Source organism: Hyphomonas sediminis, assembly GCF_019679475.1.
GTDB lineage: Bacteria > Pseudomonadota > Alphaproteobacteria > Caulobacterales > Hyphomonadaceae > Hyphomonas > Hyphomonas sediminis.
Map to the genome: position 1 here is coordinate 3023044 of NZ_JAIEZP010000001.1, position 22957 is coordinate 3046000.

15 protein-coding genes are annotated in these 22957 nt (G+C 57.5%); 10 read left to right on the forward strand and 5 right to left on the reverse strand.

Features of this window, described 5'->3' with window-relative positions:
* The first annotated feature begins 57 nt into the window (after positions 1–57).
* The 3 genes from K1X12_RS14685 (at position 58) to gdhA (ending at position 5552) form a co-directional block, all read left to right on the forward strand.
* On the forward strand, positions 58–2301 hold the full coding sequence (locus K1X12_RS14685; protein ID WP_220988311.1) for a TonB-dependent receptor: 2244 nt from the start codon (positions 58–60) through the stop codon (positions 2299–2301).
* 11 nt (positions 2302–2312) lie between these two features.
* On the forward strand, positions 2313–3527 hold the full coding sequence (locus K1X12_RS14690; protein WP_220988312.1) for an MFS transporter: 1215 nt from the start codon (positions 2313–2315) through the stop codon (positions 3525–3527).
* A 678-nt stretch (positions 3528–4205) separates the two neighbouring features.
* Entirely contained in the window at positions 4206–5552 is a 1347-nt protein-coding gene (gene gdhA, locus K1X12_RS14695; RefSeq protein WP_220988314.1) for an NADP-specific glutamate dehydrogenase, read from the forward strand.
* A 258-nt stretch (positions 5553–5810) separates the two neighbouring features.
* Here the strand turns inward: gdhA and K1X12_RS14700 are convergent, their stop codons facing one another.
* Positions 5811–6374, reverse strand: a complete 564-nt coding sequence (locus K1X12_RS14700; protein WP_220988315.1) for a TetR/AcrR family transcriptional regulator — start codon at positions 6372–6374, stop codon at positions 5811–5813.
* A gap of 95 nt (positions 6375–6469) precedes the next feature.
* On the opposite strand from K1X12_RS14700, the gene K1X12_RS14705 reads away from it, so the two are divergent.
* The 6 genes from K1X12_RS14705 to K1X12_RS14730 all read left to right on the forward strand — a co-directional run bounded on the left by K1X12_RS14705 (position 6470) and on the right by K1X12_RS14730 (position 14951).
* Complete coding sequence (locus K1X12_RS14705; protein ID WP_220988316.1) at positions 6470–7117, forward strand: GNAT family N-acetyltransferase; 648 nt, start codon at positions 6470–6472, stop codon at positions 7115–7117.
* A complete protein-coding gene (locus K1X12_RS14710; protein WP_220988317.1) occupies positions 7114–8094 on the forward strand; it encodes an NAD-dependent epimerase/dehydratase family protein in 981 nt (326 codons plus the stop codon). The genes K1X12_RS14705 and K1X12_RS14710 overlap by 4 nt, the downstream gene beginning before the upstream one ends.
* Positions 8095–8703: 609 nt before the next feature.
* Complete coding sequence (locus tag K1X12_RS14715) at positions 8704–9636, forward strand: helix-turn-helix transcriptional regulator (RefSeq protein ID WP_220988318.1); 933 nt, start codon at positions 8704–8706, stop codon at positions 9634–9636.
* A gap of 195 nt (positions 9637–9831) precedes the next feature.
* The gene (locus K1X12_RS14720) at positions 9832–10623 is read left to right on the forward strand and encodes an SH3 domain-containing protein (protein ID WP_220988319.1); all 792 of its coding nucleotides are present in this window, start codon (positions 9832–9834) and stop codon (positions 10621–10623) included.
* Positions 10624–10635: 12 nt separating this feature from the next.
* Positions 10636–11190 carry a hypothetical protein gene (locus K1X12_RS14725; protein ID WP_220988320.1) on the forward strand — a complete coding sequence of 185 codons (555 nt, stop codon included), beginning with the start codon at positions 10636–10638 and terminating at the stop codon, positions 11188–11190.
* An 11-nt stretch (positions 11191–11201) separates the two neighbouring features.
* Positions 11202–14951: an Ig-like domain-containing domain gene (locus tag K1X12_RS14730; protein ID WP_220988321.1), complete on the forward strand. Its 3750-nt coding sequence runs from the start codon at positions 11202–11204 to the stop codon at positions 14949–14951.
* 146 nt (positions 14952–15097) lie between these two features.
* Here K1X12_RS14730 and K1X12_RS14735 read toward each other — a convergent pair whose 3' ends face one another.
* Positions 15098–15487, reverse strand: coding sequence for a hypothetical protein (locus K1X12_RS14735; RefSeq protein WP_220988322.1), 390 nt, complete (start codon positions 15485–15487; stop codon positions 15098–15100).
* 587 nt (positions 15488–16074) lie between these two features.
* Positions 16075–18558 carry a serine/threonine-protein kinase gene (locus K1X12_RS14740; RefSeq protein WP_220988324.1) on the reverse strand — a complete coding sequence of 828 codons (2484 nt, stop codon included), beginning with the start codon at positions 18556–18558 and terminating at the stop codon, positions 16075–16077.
* Between the two features lie 166 nt (positions 18559–18724).
* Here K1X12_RS14740 and K1X12_RS14745 point away from each other — a divergent pair, with 166 nt between their 5' ends.
* Positions 18725–19492, forward strand: coding sequence for a hypothetical protein (locus K1X12_RS14745; RefSeq protein ID WP_220988325.1), 768 nt, complete (start codon positions 18725–18727; stop codon positions 19490–19492).
* A 16-nt stretch (positions 19493–19508) separates the two neighbouring features.
* On the opposite strand, the gene K1X12_RS14750 is transcribed toward K1X12_RS14745, so the two are convergent.
* Both K1X12_RS14750 and K1X12_RS14755 read right to left on the reverse strand, forming a co-directional pair.
* Positions 19509–20075 (reverse strand): sigma-70 family RNA polymerase sigma factor, encoded by a 567-nt coding sequence (locus tag K1X12_RS14750; RefSeq protein ID WP_220988326.1) that lies wholly within the window; start codon positions 20073–20075, stop codon positions 19509–19511.
* A 173-nt stretch (positions 20076–20248) separates the two neighbouring features.
* The gene (locus K1X12_RS14755; protein WP_220988327.1) at positions 20249–22741 is read right to left on the reverse strand and encodes a hypothetical protein; all 2493 of its coding nucleotides are present in this window, start codon (positions 22739–22741) and stop codon (positions 20249–20251) included.
* Positions 22742–22957 lie beyond the last annotated feature (216 nt).

Sequence of the window (22957 nt, forward strand, 5' to 3'; positions counted from 1 at the left end):
TTGTCTGGAAAAATAGCGTCCTGTGCATGCGCACAGACCTCTGGGAGGAAATTGCAAATGTCTTTCGCCGCTCGCGCAGCTCGCACCCGCTTGGCCGCAATCCTGGCTGCCACCACCTGTCTATCCACCCTCTCCCTGCCTGCGATTGCAGACGAAGCCACTGCCGGCTCAGCGGCTTCCGAGGAAGATGCAACGGCTACGCTTGAAAAAGTGGTAGTAACCGCCCGCTTCAAGGAAGAGACAATCAAAGACATCCCGGCCAGCGTGACAGCGATTGGCAGCGAAACGATCGAACGCGGTGGCGTGCGCAACATTGAGGATGTCGCCCGCCTGACCCCCGGTCTTAACTTTGTGTCGCTTGGCAGCAACTTCGCCTTGCCCGTAATCCGCGGCCTATCCACCAATGTCGGCGAATCGAATGTCGGCATGTTTGTTGACGGCGTGTACCAAGGCTCGCGCTCCGGCATGGACCGGCCGCTTGCCGATGTCGAGCGGGTTGAAGTCATCAAGGGACCACAAATCGCTCTTTACGGTCGCAACGCTTTTGGCGGAGCGATCAACGTTATTACCCGGGCGCCCACGAACACACCCAGCCTGAACGCCTCCGTCACTCTTGGCGAGGGTGGCCGAAAAGAGGGTTCGGTTTTTGCCTCCGGCCCACTTGTAAAAGACAAGTTGTTCGGTCGCGTTGGCATCGCTGCATATGAACGTGATGGTTTCTACACGAATGAACTGACGGGCGGAAATCTCGACACCTACAGCGCGAAGTATTATTCTGGCGCACTGCTCTGGCAGCCCACATCCAGCCTGAGTTTAGACCTCCGTGGAAACTATGAGGACAGCTCGGCGGGAGATCGTCCCGGCTACTTCATCCTCAATAATAAGCCTGAACTCCACGCTGGCCGCTCGCAAATGTATCTCGGCGAAGTCCCGGCGCAGACTGACGGGTTTGCCGTCACTCCCGGCGGCTATGATCGCGAGACCACCCTTTGGTCTCTGACCGGGAAATGGGACATCAACGACGAGCTGCAAGCCTCGTCAGTCACCTCCTACAGCGATCTGGAAGGCCTTCTGCAATCCGACATCGATTATGGCCCGGCCGACCTGAACTATCAGACCCAGCGCATCGACCAGACCTGGTTCTCTCAGGAGTTCCGACTTGCCCGATCCGGCGACACAGTCGACTGGTTGGTCGGCCTCTATTACTCCGATCAAGAGCAAACGGACGACAACCTGCAACTCGTGACCAATCCCGCAATTGAGAATGCGATCCCCGCTTCGCTCCGCTCTGTTCACCTGATCAATGTTGAAACCTCAGAAGTGATGGCCGCCTTCGGCAGCGTCACTTGGCGGTTCGCGCCAGATTGGTCCCTGGATGTCGCCGGCCGTGTCTTCCGCGAGGAAAAACATATGAGCCCGTTCCAGGAAAATCCCTACACGAACGTCGTTCTGAGCCCGAACCCGAATCTCTCGATTGAAGAAGATTTCTTCACGCCGAGCGTCGCTCTGTCCTGGGATGCCACAGATAACATGACCCTCTACGCTTCGGCGGCCAAAGGCGTGAAGTCCGGTGGTTTCAACGCCATGGCAAACGTTACCGACAGTGAGCGCCTGTACGACGCAGAACAGAGCTGGAACTACGAACTTGGCGCCAAGACCAACTGGATGGACGACCGCCTCACGGTCAATGCCGCACTGTTCAATATCGAATGGTCCGACCAGATCGTCCGGGCACTGGGCACACTCGGCGCGACGCTGAATGCCAACGCGGGAACAACAACATCGCGGGGCTTTGAATTGGAAGTTGCCGCTCGGCCAACGTCCAACCTCGACCTCTCCTTCAGCTATACCTATACGGACGCCTCGTTCGACGAATACACATTCCCGGCCCTGGCACTTTCCTTCGGGCTCGATCCGGTGCTCGACGGCAAATCCCTGCAATATGTTCCGGAGAACATGCTGACAGCCGGCGCACAGTATCAGGCACCGCTTACCGGCGACTGGGACTGGTTCGTGCGCGGCGACGCTGCCTATCGCTCCAAACAGTACGGGACGACCACGAACCTCTTCTGGGTCGGAGATCAGACCAATGCGAACCTCACGCTTGGTTTCGAGAACGATACTTGGTCGGCGGAATTCTGGCTGCGCAATGCGTTCGACGAAGACGCCCCCACTGCTTCAATCCAACAGCGCAATCTTGGTTCGGTCGTTTTGCCACCAGCAGGTCAGGGTGTTTTCCGCGTCCTTTCCTTCGCGCCAGAACCCCGTAATGCTGGGGTAACACTGCGCTATCGGTTCTAAGCGAGACACATATGACGGATGGAGGAAAGCTCGGCTGGATGGTCGTCGCCGGTGCGTTTATCGGCACGGCCTGCAGCGCAACCATTCTGGTGCCCTACACCTTCGGCTACCTCATGTCGGCGCCGGCGGCCGCGATGGGGTGGAAGCGCACCGACTTTGCCTCTGCGATCAGCGTCTACATGCTGGTCCTGCTCGTGCTCCTGCCTTTCGCTGGACGGGTTATCGACAAGATCGGTGCCCGTCTGGCGGCCAGCGGCTCACTTTTCGCGATGGCCGTTGTCTTCGCGGTCATGGGCCTGACACTGAACGACCTTCAGGGGCTGCATATCGGATATGGCGTTCTCGCGTTGGCGGCTGTCGGTGCATCACCGTTGAGCTACGCGCGTGCCGTAACATCCTATTTCGACAAACGGCGCGGCTTGGCGCTCGGCATCGCGCTATGCGGCGTTGGCCTCGGCACCGCCCTTCTGCCCGTCTATGTCCGCGCCTGTATAGAATGGGGCGGCTGGCGGGCCGGTTTCTACGGCATCTCAGCACTGCTCGCCTTCGTAATTGCACCTTTCGTCTGGACCCTGGTACGCGAAAGAGCTGATCAGGAAGACGCCAGCCACGCTGCAGGCACTGATCGCGGGGCTTTCCTGGAAGCACTCCGTTCCGGACGGTTCTGGAAAATGCTTGTCAGCGTTTTCGTGCTGGGCCTCGGCATCAGCGGTATTACTCCTCTACTCCCCGGCCTGCTGGAAGAGCGCGGAGCCCCGGAAAGTGTAGCGGTCCGTATACAGATGGTTCTTGGAATCTCCTCAATAATCGGTCGCCTCGCCGGCGGCTGGCTAATGGACCGCATCTTTGCGCCGTGGGTGACAGTTGTTGCGTCCTGCGCGGCCATAATGGGTCTCCTGCTTATGTTGCAGGTAGGCGAATGGGGCCTCATCGCGGCGCTCGTTGGTGTGGGCCTCGGCCTCGCCACCGGCTTGGAAAGCGACGTCCTCGCCTACCTCTCCAGCCGGTACTTTCCACGCGCCGTCTTCTCGTCGGTCCTCGGCCTTCTCGTTGCCGGCTACATCGCTGGCGCCGCTGTGGGCCCGGTCGCATTTGCCTATGGCGAAAAACTGGCCGGCGGCAATGTCTTCATGCTGTTTTCTGCGCTTCTGATTATAGGCGCACTACTGCAACTGTCGCTTGGCCGGTACACAACAGCTCCATCGACCGTCTCGCGACACAGTTAGTTTCCTGCCGCCTCTCTAAATATTCCAACAGCCTGGTCAGAGCCGAGCGATAGATACGATCAGTCAGAACGCCGTTGCGGGCACAATCACCCCAAACGGCTTCTGGTTGCGTATCAGATTGCCTGAGCATGCATTTCTCCTGAGAGCAAACATACCAGCTTGAAAGGTAATTGATGATGGAGATTGGAAGATTATCCGGCACGAAGACGCGTAAGACGAAATTGGAAAGTCCGCCACTCCGCTTACAGCAGCCCAAAAGCTTCCCTGCGCCCTCTACCCGCCTCCAATCCACTTGTGCCAGCATGATGAGTGGCAAATTATTAGGCAGGCTTCCGGCGACACTTCCGCCCAACACTCGCCGGCCGGCAGGAATTACCCGGCCTGCCGCGCGGCGTTGCGACGCAGATGCCGCCTCAGATACAGATTTTCAGAATTTCTGAAGCGTCCGAAATTTTATTCCCGATATGGTCCAGCCCGCTGAACTTCGGCCTCTTGCTTGCACCGAAAGCAGCCAAAACCTTCCCCCTCTGACAAATGTGAGAATAGCTTTCACATTGAAAATTAAGGGGAATATAACGCCGGCTGCCCCGGCGTCGCGATTGCGCACTGCACAATATGACGCCAGAAGGCGCCTAGAATTTAGTCGCGCCCGACCGCCCCTTTTTTCCGGAGATAGATTTGACCACAATCGACGAGAAGCTGCAGCCCATTTACGCGGATGTCCTTCGCCGTAACGCAGGTGAAACCGAATTCCTGCAAGCGGTCCATGAGGTTCTCGAAAGTTTGGGACGAGTCGTCACCAAACGCCCGGAATATGCAGATAATGCTCTGATCGAACGCATCTGCGAACCCGAGCGCCAGATCATTTTCCGCGTGCCCTGGGTAGATGACAGGGGCGACGTACAGATCAACCGGGGCTTTCGCGTGCAGTTCAACTCTGCGCTCGGCCCCTACAAGGGCGGCATCCGCTTTCACCCGTCCGTAAATGTCGGCATCATCAAGTTTCTTGGCTTCGAGCAGACCTTCAAGAATGCGCTGACCGGAATGCCCATCGGCGGCGGAAAAGGTGGTTCTGACTTCAACCCGCGCGGCAGATCAGACAACGAAATCATGCGCTTTTGTCAGTCGTTCATGACAGAGCTTTACCGCCACCTTGGTGAGTATACTGATGTTCCGGCCGGAGACATTGGAGTCGGCGCGCGCGAGATCGGTTATATGTTCGGCCAGTACAAGCGCATCACGAACCGCTATGAAGCAGGCGTTCTGACTGGCAAGGGACTCGTCTATGGCGGCTCGCGCGCCCGCAAGGAAGCGACCGGCTACGGTGCGGTTTATTTCGTCGAGCGTATGCTGGGTGCAAACAAACAGGCCTTCGCAGGCAAACGCGCGGTCGTCTCAGGCTCCGGCAATGTCGCCGTTTACACCATTGAGAAAATCACCGAGTTCGGCGGCAAAGTCATCGCCTGCTCCGATTCCAACGGCTACATTGTAGATGAAGATGGGATCGACCTGGAACTGCTCAAGGACATCAAGGAAGTCCGCCGCGAACGCATTTCAGAGTATGCGCGCCGCAAGACGGGCACCCACTACATTGAGCAAGGTTCGGTATGGGATGTGCCATGCGACGTTGCGATGCCCTCCGCGACGCAGAACGAGTTGACCGGCAAGGATGCCGCCACGCTCATCCGGAACGGTGTAATTGCCGTTGGCGAAGGCGCGAACATGCCGTCAACGCCTGATGCAATCAGAAACTTCCAGGAAGCCGGCGTCCTCTTTGCTCCAGGCAAAGCAGCCAATGCCGGCGGTGTGGCAACATCTGCCCTGGAGATGCAACAGAACGCCTCAAGAGACAGCTGGACATTTGACCAGACCGAAGCCCGCCTGGCAGATATCATGCGCAACATTCACGATAACTGTGCCGCAACCGCCGAAGAATATGGCGTCCCCAACGATTACGTCGTTGGCGCCAACATTGCAGGCTTTGTCCGCGTCGCCGAAGCAATGAATGCATTCGGCGTCATCTGAACCTCTCCTGGCACATGCAGCCTGAGTGTGAGAAAAAGGCCCTCGGATGAAAGTCCGAGGGCCTTTTCATTTGGATCAGAGGTTGGCTTTGAAGGGGAGCGTCATCCGATAGCGAACCAGCCTTCGATCATCCCGCGCGAGCCGATGTCAGTCTACAAGTTGAAGTAGCGGAATGGATTTCCTCCCATCCCCTGATATCAGCCCCCTCCCCCCACAACCCGGAGACATCAACACTCGGTTCCGCTGACATCATCACGCTTATTTGCGTTCCAGCACACGCAACATGATCTGGGTCAGCGCTGTTATAGCAGCCTTGCGACTGATGTGTCCGGCAACCGCTTCTTGCGCCAAAGCGTCCGCCGCACCGATCAAGCCCAGCATAATTCCCTTTCCATCCTTCGCCGAAAAGGCTCTGTACGGCGCCAGAGCACTGCAAAAAAGTTCGGTATACGACTCTCGTAATTCATGGCCGAATACATCCTGCGGCCCTGTCGCTGCGAGCGCTGCCGAAATAGACGCAAACTCCGGTCCACTCTCAAATGCGCAATCAACATATGCCACCGCAAGGATAGAGACAGCGGCCTGAAGGCTGTCGGCACGCTGCTCCAAGTCTGCCAAGGTGGCTTCAATCCGGTGCGCATCAAAATGGTGGTAGAGCGCCCTAAGCAAGCCGGTACGGGTTTCGAAGTGTTCATAGGCAATGGGCTTGGTCACCCCGGCGCGCTCGGCAACGCGGGCAAGCGTCAACGCATCGGTTCCCTCGTCCCGCACGATGCCGGCGGCCGCTACGAGTAACTGTGTCCGGCGCTGGTCGCGCGACAAACGTCTCCCTGACATAATTTTCCGTTGACTCCCAACTTACTCAAAGTAACTTACCAATTGTAAGTTACCTTTGGTAACAATTTGTGGAGATGTATATGGCAATTGCCGCAGTGCAAGCAGTAACCTTAAGCGAAAGCGAGGCGAAGCGGTTTACGCCGCTGATTGCGCAACTGGTGCGAGCCACCGGACCGATTAGTTACGACTACCAGTTTGGGACTAATGGGCTTCTTGAACGCCTTGTGGCAGCGTCATGGTCCTGCCCTGAGACGCTGTTTTGCGCCGCCTGCACCACTGCCGTTATAGAAGCCGGAGACTTGATGGGAATCGAACTCGGCTTCGCAGGTCCGAACTTCTATGTGTTCAAGGAAAATCTTGCGGCGCTGGCGCAGGATCTGATGGCGCGGGGCGAGGCAAGCTACGACGAGCTGGCGGGATTGATGGTCCGGGCTGGAAAGGCCAGCTATCTCAATGCCCATGTTCCCGACGACGTGTACTATCTTCACGCCCTTGCCGCCTTCCCGCAGCACCGGGGTAAAGGCCTCGGCAAAACGTTACTTCAAGCCGCCATTACACGGGCGCGGGAACAGGGGTTCCGGGAGCTGCAACTGGACGTCCTGGCCGACAATCCTGCCGTGAGCTTCTATCAGGCGATGGGCCTTTCCATTCTTGCTGAAATCAGGTCGCCTGAATTGTCGAGGGATCACGGCTTTCCGTCTGAATACCGTATGGCGGTGTCGCTGTGAGGGCGCGCATTCTAATCGCGGGCGGTTGGGGCCTTATTGGGTCTCGCATTGCCAAAGTCCTGCGTGAAGCCGGGCATGATCTGGATATTGTGCTTGCGGGTCGCACCCCCGATACTGGGAAAACACTGGCCACCGAGCTAGGCGCCAGCCTTGTTCGGCTGGACATCACCGCCCCAGAAGAAGGGCTCGCGGCAGCAGGCCCCTTGGATCTGGTCATCGCGGCCCTTCAGGATCCGGACGATATTCTTCTGTCTGCTGCGCTGCATGCTGGCGCAGGTCATATCGGCATCACCCGCACTGTGGACAACATGGCTTCAAGCGCAATCACGGCCGCCGCTTGTGCCCGGCGCCCCGCTATGATGTTGGGCCATTGGCAGGCTGGCGTGCTGACACTCGCTGCGTTGTCTGCTGCGCGCCGTTTCGAGAAGATCGACCGGGTCGAGATGGCCGCTCTCTATGACTATGCTGATCCTATCGGTCCGATGACAGAATCTGATGCCACAGGCTTCGTGGGCGAGGCCCTCATCCGGCAAAACGGGCGTTGGCAAAGGGTCAACGCGCCGGACGCGGCAAGATCGGTACCCCGCGCTGGCCTGCCGTCATTCGATGCCATGCCTATGGGCGTTCTGGATACGCCAGCAGTGACCGCAATCACCGGCGCGAAGGATGTCCGTTTCGATCTCGGGTCGGGAGACTCGCTTGGAACAATATCGGGACGCGCAGCCTCGCACGATCTCTACATCGACATTGCAGGCATTAGAGCGGGCGCCTCCGTGCATCATCGTACGCTCGTCACCGATCCCCTTGGACAAGCCCATCTGACAGCGCTCGGTGTACTGATCGCTGCGGAGCGGGTCCTGGGATTGGACGGGGATCGACCGCCAAAAGGTTTGGTCTTCCCTGAATCCACCATCGACCCGGACAAGGCGGTCGCTCGCCTTCGGGCTTTCGGCGTCAGCATCCAATCTCTCCCATGATGCGCGTCCTTCCCCTCGCCCGCCACGCAATCCGCTCGCATTATCGATGTGCCGCCTCCCGAAGCGAAGCCGGGCCTAATCCTGGTTGAGGCGATAGCCGCCAGGATCAACGAGATAGATGTCGAGGCCTGGGCGAGGCGGCGTCAGACGCGACATCCGCAATCAGCTTCTGATTGGGCTAGCGTCGTGGTTTGATCTCCTCGACATCTTGCGACCGAACTCCATGGCCAACGCTTCAAAAAGCGCATGTTTTATTCCAGAACCTGCTTAAGCGCAGCCACGATCTTCCCGGTTGCATAGCGTTATTTGCCACGGGCTCCTCTTTCAGGATTCCCACCAGAAAGATAACATCCGCTTCGGACCACATTCACCCGATCAAGTCATTCGAGCAGCAAATCGTCAATATTCCACAGATGAGAGCCGAAATCAGACACCCATCATGCCCGCAACCTGGGTGTTTTCTCGCGACGTGTTGAAGTAGCGGATTGGATTTTGAGGAATCTAGCAACGCTATCCGGCTCGGCCTACCAGCTCAATCTACCCGGTCGGCTGACAATGCCGACTGGTGGTTTTATAATTGCGTTCAGGCAAGAACGGTGGAGTATAGCTATGAATCGCACAATCAGCGATTTTCTTCTGGAGCTTTACAGCAACGCGTCAGAGTGCTTGCCGAACGAACTCCGTCTACGGACTCTCAAATCCCTTCAATCTGCCCTTCCCTTTGATTTCGCAGTCTGGGGCGGTGGGTCGGCCGATGGACGTCTAGTTACGGATCTTACGGTTCTGGATCAGACAACTGCGGTGCTGGAAGAATGGGAGGCGATCGCCAGTGCAGACGCGTTCTGTGATTTGACACTTCAGCGCCTTGGAGCGACGGCCCGGTTCGATGATGTTCCCAAATATCGCAAAAGCATGGCCTATAACGAACACTGGCGAAAATTTGATGCGACGCACATGATGGCCACAATCTCCGCAGAAGGGTCGGACGGATACGTCAGCTTCGTCGGCTTATGTGCGAAATCGAGGCAAACCGCATTCAGTGATAAGGAAAAGGCCTTCAAACAGACGCTGATGCCACACCTGTCTCAAGCGCTACGAATGAACCGGGAGATTTGGACCGGGCGTGCTGCGCTCAAGCATGAAGCCGTGGCACTGATCGACCATGATGGCTGGATCCTTTCAAGCCAGGGGCCATTCGAGTTGTTTGCACGCGATGAGTGGAGCAGCGTTGGCCGCATTCCTGCAGAAGCGATGAGGAAGATCAGAAGTGGCCAATCCTGGCATGGGCAGACAGTTACGGTTCGTCCATCACCATTCGAAGACAAGCATTTCATACATATCCGTCATCAGCCAACGCGATCGGTCTTGTCGCCGCGCGAACGACAGGTCGCAGAGCTGTTTGCGTCGGGACTAACGAATAAGGAAGTTGCCCGTACGCTGGGCACGGCGCCATCCACGGTGCGAAACCAGCTTGAGAGAATTTACGACAAACTGGAAATTGGCAGCAAGTCGGAACTCGTCGCCCTTTTCAACCAATATTGATTCCAGAAGCTGACATTCGACAATAGGGCAACTGCCCTATTTGAGGGGCCGTCAATAGCGCGATATCCCTGCCCCCGAATGACGGGATGGGCCAACCTTCAAGGTTCGGCCCCAAAAGGGAATGCATGAAATCGACTTTAACAGCAGGAAAAGTGGGGGGACGCGCGGCAATGCCACTGCTCGAGGACAAGTCTGTTGTCTAAACTTCTTCTGGCCAGCTTGAGCCTGGCGTTTCTCGTGAATGTGGCGGATGCCGAAATCGACGGATACGGCCCGGACGCCTGGCGCGTCACGGATGTGGAGCCCGGGGACAGGCTCAACGCACGCATGGGGCCGGGCACGGAGTATCGCGTAATCGATTCATTCGCCTACGATGAACGCGGGCTTGAGCAGATCACCTGCGTACCTTTCACGGCAATGGGGTACTATTTTTCCCTTAGCGAAACGGAACAGGAAGACCTACCGCCGCGCTGGTGCCTCATGCGCTCGACAGACCTCAGTCGGGCGGGCTGGGTTGCTCAGCGCTATATCACTGCGGATTACGCGGATGACGTGAGGAATGGAGCTCCCGCTAGTTCGCAGAACTTGTCTAGCGAAGAGATGATCATGCGCGCTCAAACTCTCGTCAGTTCGCTCTACAAAGCCGCTCAACTTGCTGAGTTGGGCGGGCCACACCCGCTCACCCCTGACAATGCAGGCAACTATTTCTCCGCTGATATCGTGGAGATACTAAAAACCAAGCCGCTTCGGGCCGATCCGCTATTCGATGCGCAGAATTTCGAAGGCAGCGTCTCCGGTCCTACCCCTGCCCCTGATCAGCCGATGCTGAGAGGCATGATCACGGTGAACGTCGATATCGTGAACTTCGACCAAAGAAAAACTGTGGTTTTCAGGCTGCGCGCTGACACCTCCCAGCCCGACGCTCCCATTCGTATCTTCCGTATCGAACACGAAGAATGGTCATTTCCGGAATTACCATCAGAATAAGGACTAATCCCAATGCCTGTAAATTTTCAGTCATGTGCCGTCACCAGCTTCGCAGCGCTACTAACCCTGGCTGCTGTTGCCGTACTTCCATCCTGCGCGCAGGTGCAGACCACGACCGTCGGCACGATGAAAGCGCAGATTGGCGATCAGGCCTATGCCGGCGAGTTCCTCGAAGTCCCCTCCGAGGGCACGACAACGGCAAGTTTCCAGGCATTTGGACCGGTAACAAATCTGGCGCTACAGGCCCATGACCCACGCGCGGAAAGCCGTATGAAAAACGTCCTTACGCTTGACCTTTCCCTCATGGGAAACGACGCCTCGGCTTCCATAACGGCTGCAACTGTGAGCTACTGGCCAGAAGGCATGGGCAAAGCCTTTTACACAAGCGATGAAGGCGGCGAAGCGCAGGTCAGCCTTGAAACGCTCTCGCTGGATACGGCAGGCGGTCAGATAACCGGCCGCTTCAACAGTACGGTCTGTCGCAAGGAAAACCACTTCGCAGAGATCGACATGAGCGATTGCCTTACTATCGATGGCAGTTTCGAAACAGCACTTCTGCAGAACTAGTGGCCGTCTCCATGAGCGCCTTGTGCCGCCTCGCCGCGATTGTCTGCCTTGCTGGTCTGACAGCGATGTCCGCCCAAGCACAAACGCGCGACAAAAACGCACCGTATAAGGATGGATATGATGCTCTCCATGGTGATGACCTGGTCGGCGAATGGGTAGGCACGGTCACGGGCAGTTCCGTCTCGCAAGGTAGCGGGAAGATCGGCGGCCGGGCCGTATTTGTGAGGCGCGGCTATGAAGGCCGGGACATTTTCGCTCTTGTCCTGCATGACGAGGTGAACCGGGTTGGCATGGAGTTTTCCGAGATCGGCATCGGAAACATTGCCTGTGGTCCAGAAAATGGCCGGGCATCACTTGTTCACGCATTGGAGTATCGTGATGCGCCATCGGGCGCGGCATCCATGACTTTCAACAACATGGTTGCCGATACAAGACGCTCCGACCTGCTGGTTTGGCCGGGCTACGGGCCGACACTCCAACAGCCAGCAAGCCTTGAAACAAGTTGGACTGAAGACAGCTTCAGTCTCTCGGTTTCCGGGAGGATGGTCTCCTTTATCTATCCGGCGCGTAACGGTTTAATTGACATGGAAAGTGATCTTGAGCCCTTGCCCGAGCATCTGAATCTCAACTTGCAATTCCAGTTGCCGCGCACGCCCGAAACAGAGGAACTCTACCAGTCGACGCTGTGCCGTGAAACCGAAAGGTTTGAGATCGTCGATACAACTCCCAATCTTGGCAAAGAAAATGTTTTGCTCAGCGGGGCTGAATTCGATTTCGTCTTCAGCGAAGACCTGTATGAGGGCAGTCTCCGTTCCGTCGCAATCGATTTTAAAACGATCGGGGCAAACGGCTTTCCGATCAAAGTCGAGGCCGAGTATTCGCTCGCAGATCCAAAGACACTTCGCGTGAAACCGGTTGAGCCACTGCTTTCCGGAACGATCTACGAAATCGTAATCAAGCCAGGACGGTACGGCGTCGTTGGCGTGGACGGCGAGACTTTGGAGGAGCATTTTGTTTTGCCATTCTCGACCATGGTCGACCCGGAAAATTTGCGCCTCGACATCTATCAGGTCTCCCGCAATGCCACGCTCGTCAATGGCAAGCCGGCCGCGGCCAGGCTTTATGTTGACTGGGAAGAACGCAATGACGTCGCCCCTGATTACCAGGTAAAGAGCTATCCAGTCGAAATCGAAATTAGGGACAAACACGACAGTCTGATTTTCCCGAAGCGTACAACGGAAGCAATCAGGCCCGACCAGTTCACCGATGAGGATCGCAGGCTCGGACTCGATAGTCTCAACATCTTCGGCTGGAGCCCCACCTCTTCAAGACAACCCGATGAATTTATCGCGCATGTGCTGCCACATGACTACTATCCCGATGATATTGAACTGGAGCCGGAAACGATCGAGCGTGAGATGGAATATGCCGACCAGCATGTTGATCGACTGACTATCGATTACTTTATTTCCGTGCATTCTCAATGGCTTCCCGACGGACCGGATGAGGCCGCTGTTCGGCAGATCATGCAGTCCATGAGAATGGAAAGCACATTTGCCAATCAGATCCTTCCCGTCGCCCGCGTATCAGCAAACTATCGCGGAACGTACAATATTGCCGACACGATTTGTTCTGTACCCGGCATGGGTGCAACCGCCTGCAAGGACGGGTTCGTTAGAAGGCCTTGGGGCACTCCCGTTGGTTTGGCTGAAGATGGGAAATGGTCGAGTTTTCTAAGCCTGTTCTACGAACATGTGGGCGCCATGTCGTCAGCCGACATCCTCGTTTCACTCCATCCGCCAATGTCCGGCGGAGGGCAAGCCAGCTCACGCTTTGAGCAGCCGGACGGGCTTAAGGTTGATGAAGGGGGCAACTATGGAAATGTTCCAGATGCGCCCCAGCTTGTCGACCTGTTCAACCCGGAAGGATCGACCGGTAATGTCATTGCCATGTCGACAGCAGGCTTCCACGAAGGCAACCGGCCTGCAGTCTTTACGGCGCCATTGATCGTCCATGAAATTGGTCACAATTTCGCACTTCCACATATCCCCTATGCCCGCGACCAGGCCCATCGTGCAGAACTCTGCAGGGCCGGGCTGAAGCGGACGGCCGCCAGTATCGACGGCATGCGGATCGCCCTCGATGGCGGGAGCGGAGCCATGAAGTCGAGCCAAAAGGGCAATGCGGAAAGCACATATCCGCTGCTCAACCTGATGTTCCCTTGCATCTATGAGCCGCGCCAACGTTACTGGATTGATAATGAACAGTATGAATGGCTCGTCGAGCGCATGCCAGGCATGCTGCGTATGGTGCGCGCGAGACTAGCGTCTGTCGCGCCATCGCTGACCACCCCGCGCCAGGCAAACCGCAATCCATTGCTTTGGCAGGCATCCTTCTGGCCGCTGGCGCTGGCCGACGCGAAGGACTGGATTATGGTTTCCGGCATTGTCGATGGTGAGGCCTCGGCCTTGTTGCCGACCGTCTCTGTCTCCGGTCCGCGCAACAGACTATCTGCCGAATACGGACCATATGAAATCCGGGTCGAAGATGCCCAAGGCCGCGTGCTCGCCCGCACCTCTGCCGGCCCTGATGGGAACATTGCGTCCAACGCGACGACCTGGCCTTTTGCCGTGCGGCTTCCGATCTCGGGCAAGCCCGAGCGGATCGTGCTCTCGCGCGAGGGCCGCGTACTCACCGAGCGTCGGGCGCTGGCTGAACTTGCACCGCCGAAGATCACCTCGCATCAAGCGGGTTCGGTCTATCGTGCCAAAGACAGGCTTGAATGGCAAAGCCAGGCCGATGCCGGCAGATTGACCTATACGGTGCGCTTCTCGCCCGATGGGGATAACTGGTCGACACTGGCGGTTTTGCTGACCAATCCCCATTTTACGCCCGATCCTGCAACGCTCACCCCCGGTTCGAATGCTGCTTTTGAAATCATCGTTCAAGACGGGGTCGGGCAACAGTCGACTCATCTGCCCGTATCCATTGAGCTCCCACTGAAGCCGCTCGCGACACTTCCTGCCGGCAGCGACGCAGCGGATGAAGGGACGGCGGCAGAACTCCTGTTCAATGTGGAAATTGATGCGGAAACGCTCGACGGCGTTCGCCTGCTTGGGCCTTCGGGGCAAGAGGTGCCTGGCTATGTTCGGCTTGATCCGTCGGGTATGATCGTGATGATTTCCCCCGCAGACCATGAGGCAGCCGGCCACTACACAGCAATTGTGCCCGCCTCACTCAGAGCACTGGATGGGCGTACGCTTGGCCGGGCGTTGCAGTTGCCTTTCAGCATGTCCGCAAAAACTCCAGCTTTGCCTGAAGCGACCAGCGCCATTGCGAAGATCCGCCGCGACAGACTGGAACGTCCCCCTGCGCCGCGAAGACAGGACACACCTCCCACTGCAGCTCAACAGCCTGCCGGGCCCACAGGCGAGGGCGAGATCACGCTTGAGCTTGGACAGCCAATCACATTACCTGCCCGCGTTCTCAGCTGCAGCGCAGACACAAACCATCGATCCGCCGAAATTGACTTCGAGATTGATCCAGGCGCACGTCAGCGGCTGCGGCTGGAGCACTCGCAGAGCGATGAAATTTCACTGTTTCTCGACCAGGGAAAGGCCAAAAAAATTACCAACACAGGAACCGCAGGTGCTGGCTGGGCGCTGATTATCGACAATGGAACAGTCTCAGGTCGCGGCGTCGTCGCTGACCAGACGATGAAGGTGAGTGTTCGCTTCAGCGGGGCATGCCCCACCGGTTGACCCTTGTTCCAATGGCCGGCTCTGCAAGTGTCGTTAGTGTCGGAAGCATAATTTCAGTCGGGCCCGCGACCGCACTTCAGCCTGCATGGCTGTTGCACCAGACCGCCGGCCCCCTCCACGTCAACACAACCTCTCGGCGACCTTGCCTAGCCACACTTCGCGATCAGTTTCATGGCCTTTTCGTCCTCGCTCTGACCGGAAGTCAGCATAGCTTCGACGTGAATTGTTTCTCCCCAGTCGAGAATGAAGGGATCGCTGGGCTTGCCCTGATCCATCCAGTTGTCGCCGATCTTCAGTCGGGTCGCAGTCCAGTTCCTATTGTCGCGGATCACACTGATTGTCTGCATATGATCAGCTTGAGCCAGGTTGAGCGTGAGGTCCAAATCCTCAATCAGTAGACGCGCTGGCATGGCGCCTTCGGCTTCGATGGCGCAGTCTGTAATTGTGTGGGTGGTCGTTTCGCCATCAATCGTCAACTGTGCCGACCCGATGGACAGGGCTACGGCGAGAGGCGTCGCAAATGCAAGGGATAACATCGGTGGCTCCGTCTGAAACTGAATATCGGCAAACTGCAAAACTATAGCCACGACACAAATGGGGCAGTTGCCCCATAGAAGATGGGGAAGAGCCGCCCCGAGAGCCGAGCTCATCATGAATATTGCTGGGGTGCTACCCGACGAGCTGGAGCCAGCCCCCGATATTCGCAGACCAGCAGGCATCAGGCGGCCAGAATCTTGCACCGTTGGCGAAGCACGGCGTTGCGTATCGATTTGAACCTCCCCCGCAATTGAAATGGTTGTGCACAAACGAATCGACTGAGACGAACCTCTGAAGACTTCCCCATATGCCGCCGCCATCGCAGTGATTGCGCGAAGAAAGTTCCAAAATGCCCTGCCCATTGCCGGACCGTCTCGTGGCAGATGTCGATGCAGTGTTCATGCAACAGGTCTTCGACAGTCCGCAAAGATTGCGGAATTCAAATGCATATCATCACACCAGGCTGGGTGTTCTCAGCCCATGCGTTGCAGTAGCGGAACGGATTTTGGGCCATTGGCCGAGGCTACGCTGCTGCCCCCTCAAGGCCGTTTCTGCTGACACTGCCTTCTGCCATTTATTTTGAATATTAGAGCTCTATTCCGAGTGCCAAAGCTGCCGCGAAGCAAGCAGACTGATGACGCTCCGGCGGGCTATCCAATGCCGCGAGGCCGGAAATCGCCTCGCGTATCAAATGCGCCGCCGCTTCCTCCTCACCCTGACCGGCTCGCGCAAGCCCCATCCGGCAACGAGCAATTTCGATCGCAAAATGCCCTTGCGGCAAGATCTCTGTGAGTTTCATAAATGCTGCATCAGCCGCCACTTTTGCCTCTGCATAGCGGTGCAGATTGAGTAATGCTTCAGATCTCGTCAGCAAGGGATAGGCTCGCATGGGCGCTGTCTCAGGCAAGGAAAGCGCCAGAATCGGTTCGGCCTTGTCAAGCGAGTGAAGTGCCGCGTCATACCCACCCGCCCGAACCTGAAGGGTTGCCAGGTTCTGATAAGTTTCTCCAGCCCGGCGGGAGCCCGGCCCGTCAAGACGGAGATATGCCTCTGCAAGGCTGTTGATCAGCTCTGCGGCCTCTTCGATCCTTCCGGCATCAGCAAGAGACAGGGCCAGGTTGTTCTGATGCGACAAGGTCGACTTGTAGTCGCGCCCGAAAGCAGTTTCGGAAAGCTGATAGGCTCGGCGATGAATCTCGATAGCATTGTCAAGATCGCCGCGCCGACGCATCGTGGATCCTAGAACTGAAAGTGGCAGCGCCAGGCGCGGATGGTCCGGACCGTAAACACGCTCAGCCTGTTCAAGCCCCAGTCGTAAATGGGCTTCTGCGCCTGAAACATCACCGAGCTCCAACAACGCCCGCGCAAGTCCGGTCCGCACCTCTATTTCAGAATTTGTTGAAGCTCCGGGCAGGCGCTTCAAGGCCTCCTCAAACAGGGCCCGCTGCTCCTGCCAGAGAGGATGCTTTGCGCCGGCACTCCGGATAAAAACTGATAAGGCAAACCTGTCATTCTGTGGTGCCTGGCGTGCTATCAATAGAGCTTCTGATAGGTCAGCCTCTCCGCCTTCGCGATCCCCTCTGGCAATGCGCAGGGAGCCCCGGTAGGCAATCCTGTCTGCATGCAAGCTCGTGCCGCCAAGACCTGCCGCTTCAAGCAGCTGAATTGCTTCCTGCGTGTATTCAAGAGCTTTGGCTTCCTCCCCTGCCCGCTCATTCAGGAATGCCGCCCAGGCCAGAAGCTCAGCCTGAAGCGCCGGGTCATCAGAAAGGCGATCACGGACATCGGCCAGTGCCGGGTGAATAACATCCTGCAGGCCACCGAAAACCGCGGCAGCGCCATACTCCTGAACTGGATCCATGCGCCGGAAGATATCCAACAACACTGCGCGCCCGCGCTCGGCCCGGTCCGCCGCACTCAGGGCAATGGCACGTTGCGTTTCAAGCTGCCGGGCGTGGATATCCAGCGTCACCATCCAAGCAACAAGTCCTGCGAGGACAACAGTCACAAGCACCGAGACAACTCTGTTCTGCAAGATTAACCGCCGGACTGCCTCCCAGCGGGTCTCGGGCCGCGCCAGCGGCGGGTCTCCCCGCATAACGCGGCGCAGATCTTCTGCAAATCCGGACGCTGACTCATATCGGGCGCCCGGGTCCTCAGCCGTCGCCTTGTCGATAACAGCCTGGATTGGACGGCTGAGTGGTACATATGGCAAGCAAAGCTCTTTAAGCACAAGCCCGAGCTGGTAGATGTCACTGGCTGTCGTCACGTCGGACAACGCTCGCTGCTCAGGAGAGGCATATTGGGGGGTCATGGCGGTCGCAGCCATGTTACCCTCATTGCCGGATGCCAGACTGGCCACACCGAAATCCAGAAGGCGCGCACGGCCTTCAGACGACACAATGATGTTGTCCGGTTTGATATCCCGGTGGATCACCAGACGCGAGTGCGCCGCTTGCAGAGCATCTGCAATACCTGCAGCAAGCCCAATCCGATCCATTAGCCCCAGCGCAGCTTCGCGGCAATGATCAGTAATGTTGCGCCCCTCCGCCAGATCCATCACCAGCCAGGGTGCGCCCGTGGCTGTCTCTCCCGCATCAATGATCCGGACCAGCCCGGGATGATCAAGCGTCGAGAGGATGCGACGCTCTCTCAGGAAATGGCGAACCGCATCACCGCGCAAACCGCCTTGGATGACTTTCAGCGCGCAGATCTGTTCATAACGACCATCAGCACGCTCAGCCTCGTAGACGACCGCAAACCCGCCTCGCCCTATTTGCCGAAGAATGCGCCATGATCCGTATACCGCACCAATTCGGGGATCTCCGGCTTCTTCTGCCCCCCAATCGATTGCCTCCGAAAGCAAGCGGTCTCTGGCATCTTCCAGGCTGTCAAAGAAATCATCACCGCCCCGCGCGACTGCCAAAAGGCGGACAAGTTCACCGGCCAGATCGGGATCACTTGAAAAATTTTCTTCAATCCATGCAACCCGGTCCTCCGCCGGAACATCAAGTACTGTGTCAAACGCCTCATCGAGACGCCTCCATGCTACTATATCGCCGTTTGTCATGTTCCGTATCGCCCCGATATTACATTTCCTTGTTCAGAACCGGCTCCCCGCTCTCAGTATCGTAACGAAAATTCTATCGCCATTTACGCCAAAAAACTGGCGGAGTTCGCACTTGCACTGCGTTTCAGAATACGGGACGCACGCAAACTCTGGAAGGATAAGCACAATGACCGGGCTAATAAAAACTATGATTGCCGCCATCAGCCTGTTTCTTTTGCCTGGCAATTCCTTAGCGCAAGAATTCGCCCTGACCGGCTCGCCGACTGTTTCCTATCAGGGGCAACGCACGCTCAGCGCTGGCGGTGAGGTCATTAACCAGACGGTGTACTCCACCCGCGGCAAGAGCCGTTATGAGATGGTGCTGGAGGATACTGAAGTGGTGCAAATCTGGCGCGACGACCTTGATGTGATCTGGTCGATCTCACCGCGGCAAAACTTTGCAACTTCCATTCCCTATGGAAGCGAACAAGCCGGTTCAGCTTTCTCCACGATCGAGAACTACGCTGAGAAGGCTGAGTTGAAACTGGTTGGCACCGAGACAATAAACGAAACTTTCGCCCGCCGCTATAAAATGAACCATGTGGACGGAGACGGCGGCGCCACTGCTGGCGACGTATGGGTTAGCCCGGAGAATATTACTATCCGTATGCGCATTACCCACACGCTCCCCGGGAAACACCCTGACCCCATTCACTACGATCTCACAAACCTCATCCTGACCGACCAACCCGACTATCTGTTCGAGTTGCCGCCGGGTATCCAGGTCTTCCCAATGGGAACGGTTGCGCCCGGATTGGCCGGCATGGCAGGCGGCTATGCTGGCGATGTTGCGACTGATGCGAAGGACGCGGCGCTTGGAGAAGCCGACCGGACCGTGCGCGCAAAGGCAAGGTCCGAGGCGCGCAAGGCCGTCGGCAAGATCTTCGATTGGTAATCCTGGGCCGCTGGGTTCAGCGTTGGGAGCCCGGTTTGAGATAGTCCGTTAGGTAAGCGCGTGCGCGCGCCCAGTCTCGCTCAATCGAACGAACAGGCCTACCAAGGACGCGTGCGGTTTCGCTCACCGTCAGGCCAGCAAAGAAGCGGCACTCGACGATGCGTTCAAGCTCGGGCGAGCGTTCGGCGAGCCGAACAAGCGCTGCGTCTATGTCAACAAGTTGATTTTCCGGTCCCGGAGCAGATATCTGCTGATCCTCGATGCTGACATGGATCGCGCCAGCGCCCCGCTTTCCCGACAGTTTTCGCCGCGCATGGTCAACAACGATCTGGCGCATGGCGCGAGATGCCGTCGCGAGAAAATGGTCCTGATCCGCAAACCGGCGCGCATCATCATGGGCAAGTTTCATCCACGCTTCATGAACGATAAGCGTCGTATTGAGGGTCGCACTCGGAGGCCTGCCTCGTAACTGCCGAGACGCAATCGCGCGGAGAAGATCATACGTTTCCGCCAGCAATTCATCGCTGAGCCCCAGCGCTTCTCCGGCGTGCTTGTTTGGTGTTCCCGACTGGCCACCCGTCATTATTCCCCCATTGCCAACAGTGTGGTCTGTCGATCCTGCACCCGTTGTCGGAAAGTGGAACCAGAACGTCAAGTAGCGCTGACGCAGCGATGCTTGACGGCGACGGCACAAATGGATGCACTCAGAATGCCCCGACGGACTCCGCAATAGGCCAATCCACCAGCTTCTCCGGCTTACATCGAACACGAGAAGGGCGAATGTGCCCCTGCGGCGCCCGCAACATTCTCGGCCATGGAGAATACTTCAACAGCCCGATTGGCTGACTTTCCGGCACCAAACACGCCAAGCGAGATACTCTTTACGTTTTCACAGGCCATGCTCGCCAGAGCGAGCTTGACTGCCGGTTCGATCCCGCGACTATCCAAAAGTATGATCGCCATCGAGGCCGCCGCGTAGATCCGCGCGAGGTTCTGCCCATAGGTCGCCGCCACACCGAGAGCATGTGCCCCCAGCGGGTTCAGCATACCGTTAGCAGCTGTCCCGCCCCCTTGTGCAAGCCGGTTCATCATGGAGACGACCCGGTCCAGCTCGGTCAGTTGTTGCTCTATGCGGGACGTTTTGTGGCCACCTCCGCTCATGTCTGGCAACAGCGCATAGACTTCAGATGTCTCCAGGTCGACAACCCAGCTGGCCTGCGTGGAAAAATCCTGCGCGCAAAAGGCTAGATGACCTGGCCGTCGAAAGATCCCCTCAAGTTTTTCCCGCTGTCGTTCCCAGGCGGCGACCTGGTCAGGTGATATGCTATCAGATGTGTATAGATCGGGATTAAGCAACGTCAGCAACTTGCCGGCGAGCAGGTCAAACGTGTTCTCGCCCGGAAACAACGCCGCCTCCGCCGACGCCAGCTTCAAACCCGCCTGCATCGATTTCTCCATCACCACTTCAGTATGTGGACTGATCACATAAGTCATTGAGGTTGGAAGAATGTCGACTCGCGTAATGATCCTGTCGTCATTTAGAACCGGATGAGAGGCGAAATAGACACAGCGCATACCCTGTTCTGCAAAACAGAAATCCTCTCCCGCCCCGAGGCCCGTCCGCATCATCAGCGTCGCGAGTTCTCCTGGAAGGAAATGATGCCCCTCTTCGATGGCTTCAATAATTGTCAGCATTCCGTCTTCTTCGGCTACAGCCCGGTCAAATCGCTCGAAGGAAAGGCGTGCCGCCAGGACATCATCCATCAATGTAGAAAAGGATGGCGGGGGGCCCTCAAAAGCCAAGAGGTGCACGCCAAACACCGCTCCCATAACGTGATCAATGTCGGCTTGCACCACGGGGCCAAACCCGGAATGCCCTCCTATCACGCGCTCCACCTCACGATCGCCAATCTTCACGGTCAGGCGAAGCGAGGCGAGCCCCTTTGGCGCAGCTACTGCGGCGCCCACTTGGTAGTTGGTCTGGCCCGTCACCGGGCCAACGGTAACATCCACCGACCGCATACCTAGCTGGCCACCGGGCAGATGATATCCTAGCTCATAGGGCAGTTCACGCCCTTCCTGTTCAAGGAACTCAAGAACCGCCGCCTCGATTGCTGAAGCGTTTCCTTTGTTTACATCCAGCGCCTTGCCGCGGGTCAGCGACGCCATCTCATCAAAAACATTGCTGTCGGAGCGTTTGCGCAGAAGATCGAGATTTCCGCGCACATTCATTGCAATGATCCGAGGTCCAAGCGCCAGAGTCGCGCGCTCCTGCACCGTGGGGATAGATCCCTTGATGTGCCCGTCCGTGGCATAGACGATCAGGTCAACTTTCGTACCCAGCGTCTTGATAATGTTCTCCCAAAGATTTGAATTCGTCGCTCGAACATTCACGGTCGCCCTCGGGTGAACCTTCCGGGCCGCCCTCCGGACGTTCTCTACAAGGGCAAGCATCGACGCACCGCTGTCGCCCCGGAATTCACCCGGCATGGAGAGAGATTCATCTGACAGAAAAAGGATACTTGGGGCACGGTCCTGCACGCGCAGCAAATGCATCATGCGGTCACCCTCGTCAGACACCAAAAATTCTTCCGGAGTCAGATTATCGACCATCCGACCGTCCACGTCGCGCGGCCAGACCAGAAGTCGCATATCGGGATAACGCGCTGCATCAGCTTTCACCTCAACTGTCGCAACCTTCTGCGCCTGCCTAGGCGCCGCGCCCACCACGACCTGTTGGCCATTGAGGATCACGGTACCCTCCCCGTTCACGGACATAACGTCGCCGGATAGGGTGAAAGTCTGCCCCATGTGGACGGCCTTCTCCGTCTCCATTTGCTCCCCATCAATCGCCTGAATCGAGAGAAACGGCGTGAACGTACGCACATCCCCCACTCGCGACGCAAGCAGCTCGGCCGTGTCCTGCACCGGCTTGAATCCGAGCCGCACCTGACGACCACAAACGTCCTGCGCCGTCCATTCGCACCGCGCAACTTCCACAGGTTGACCGGGCGCATCCATGGTAGTGAAGGCCAGCGAGATCACAACCGGCAAGAGGCCCTCAGGCTCCGCCGCTTCGTCTGCCCGCCCCAGGCTCGTCGCTATCTCAGCCCCTGGCCGGATGGGGTCAGCATAAAAAACCTGACCATCTTTTTCTTCAAATCGAACCATTGGCACACGTCCATAAGCCCGGTCGCTATACTTGCCCCAATTGCGCGGAATACCCTGCTTCCGGATCAACTCCGCCAATTGCGTACGCGTCTCCTCAATACGGTTGTCCTGCTGCCGGAGGTCTGCCGTTATCGTCTCCTCGGGCCGTGCGCCAAGGCGCCGGCGCCAGGTCTCGAATGTCTCAGAGCCACTTGGTGGCGCGAATTCGGACTCCCTATTGCGAAAGAAAGTCGTCGCCGCCTCTTCGCGGGAGAGCGGCGCGGCCTCTACGACACGCGCAACCCGGCCCGTCTG

Bases quoted from the DNA above. Each gene is read 5' to 3' on its own strand.
- K1X12_RS14685 (WP_220988311.1), top strand. From the start codon at position 58: ATGTCTTTCGCCGCTCGCGCAGCTCGCACCCGCTTGGCCGCAATCCTG.
- K1X12_RS14690 (WP_220988312.1), top strand. From the start codon at position 2,313: ATGACGGATGGAGGAAAGCTCGGCTGGATGGTCGTCGCCGGTGCGTTT.
- K1X12_RS14705 (WP_220988316.1), top strand. From the start codon at position 6,470: ATGGCAATTGCCGCAGTGCAAGCAGTAACCTTAAGCGAAAGCGAGGCG.
- K1X12_RS14715 (WP_220988318.1), top strand. From the start codon at position 8,704: ATGAATCGCACAATCAGCGATTTTCTTCTGGAGCTTTACAGCAACGCG.
- K1X12_RS14725 (WP_220988320.1), top strand. From the start codon at position 10,636: ATGCCTGTAAATTTTCAGTCATGTGCCGTCACCAGCTTCGCAGCGCTA.
- K1X12_RS14730 (WP_220988321.1), top strand. From the start codon at position 11,202: ATGAGCGCCTTGTGCCGCCTCGCCGCGATTGTCTGCCTTGCTGGTCTG.
- K1X12_RS14735 (WP_220988322.1), bottom strand. From the start codon at position 15,487: ATGTTATCCCTTGCATTTGCGACGCCTCTCGCCGTAGCCCTGTCCATC.
- K1X12_RS14740 (WP_220988324.1), bottom strand. From the start codon at position 18,558: ATGACAAACGGCGATATAGTAGCATGGAGGCGTCTCGATGAGGCGTTT.
- K1X12_RS14745 (WP_220988325.1), top strand. From the start codon at position 18,725: ATGACCGGGCTAATAAAAACTATGATTGCCGCCATCAGCCTGTTTCTT.
- K1X12_RS14750 (WP_220988326.1), bottom strand. From the start codon at position 20,075: ATGACGGGTGGCCAGTCGGGAACACCAAACAAGCACGCCGGAGAAGCG.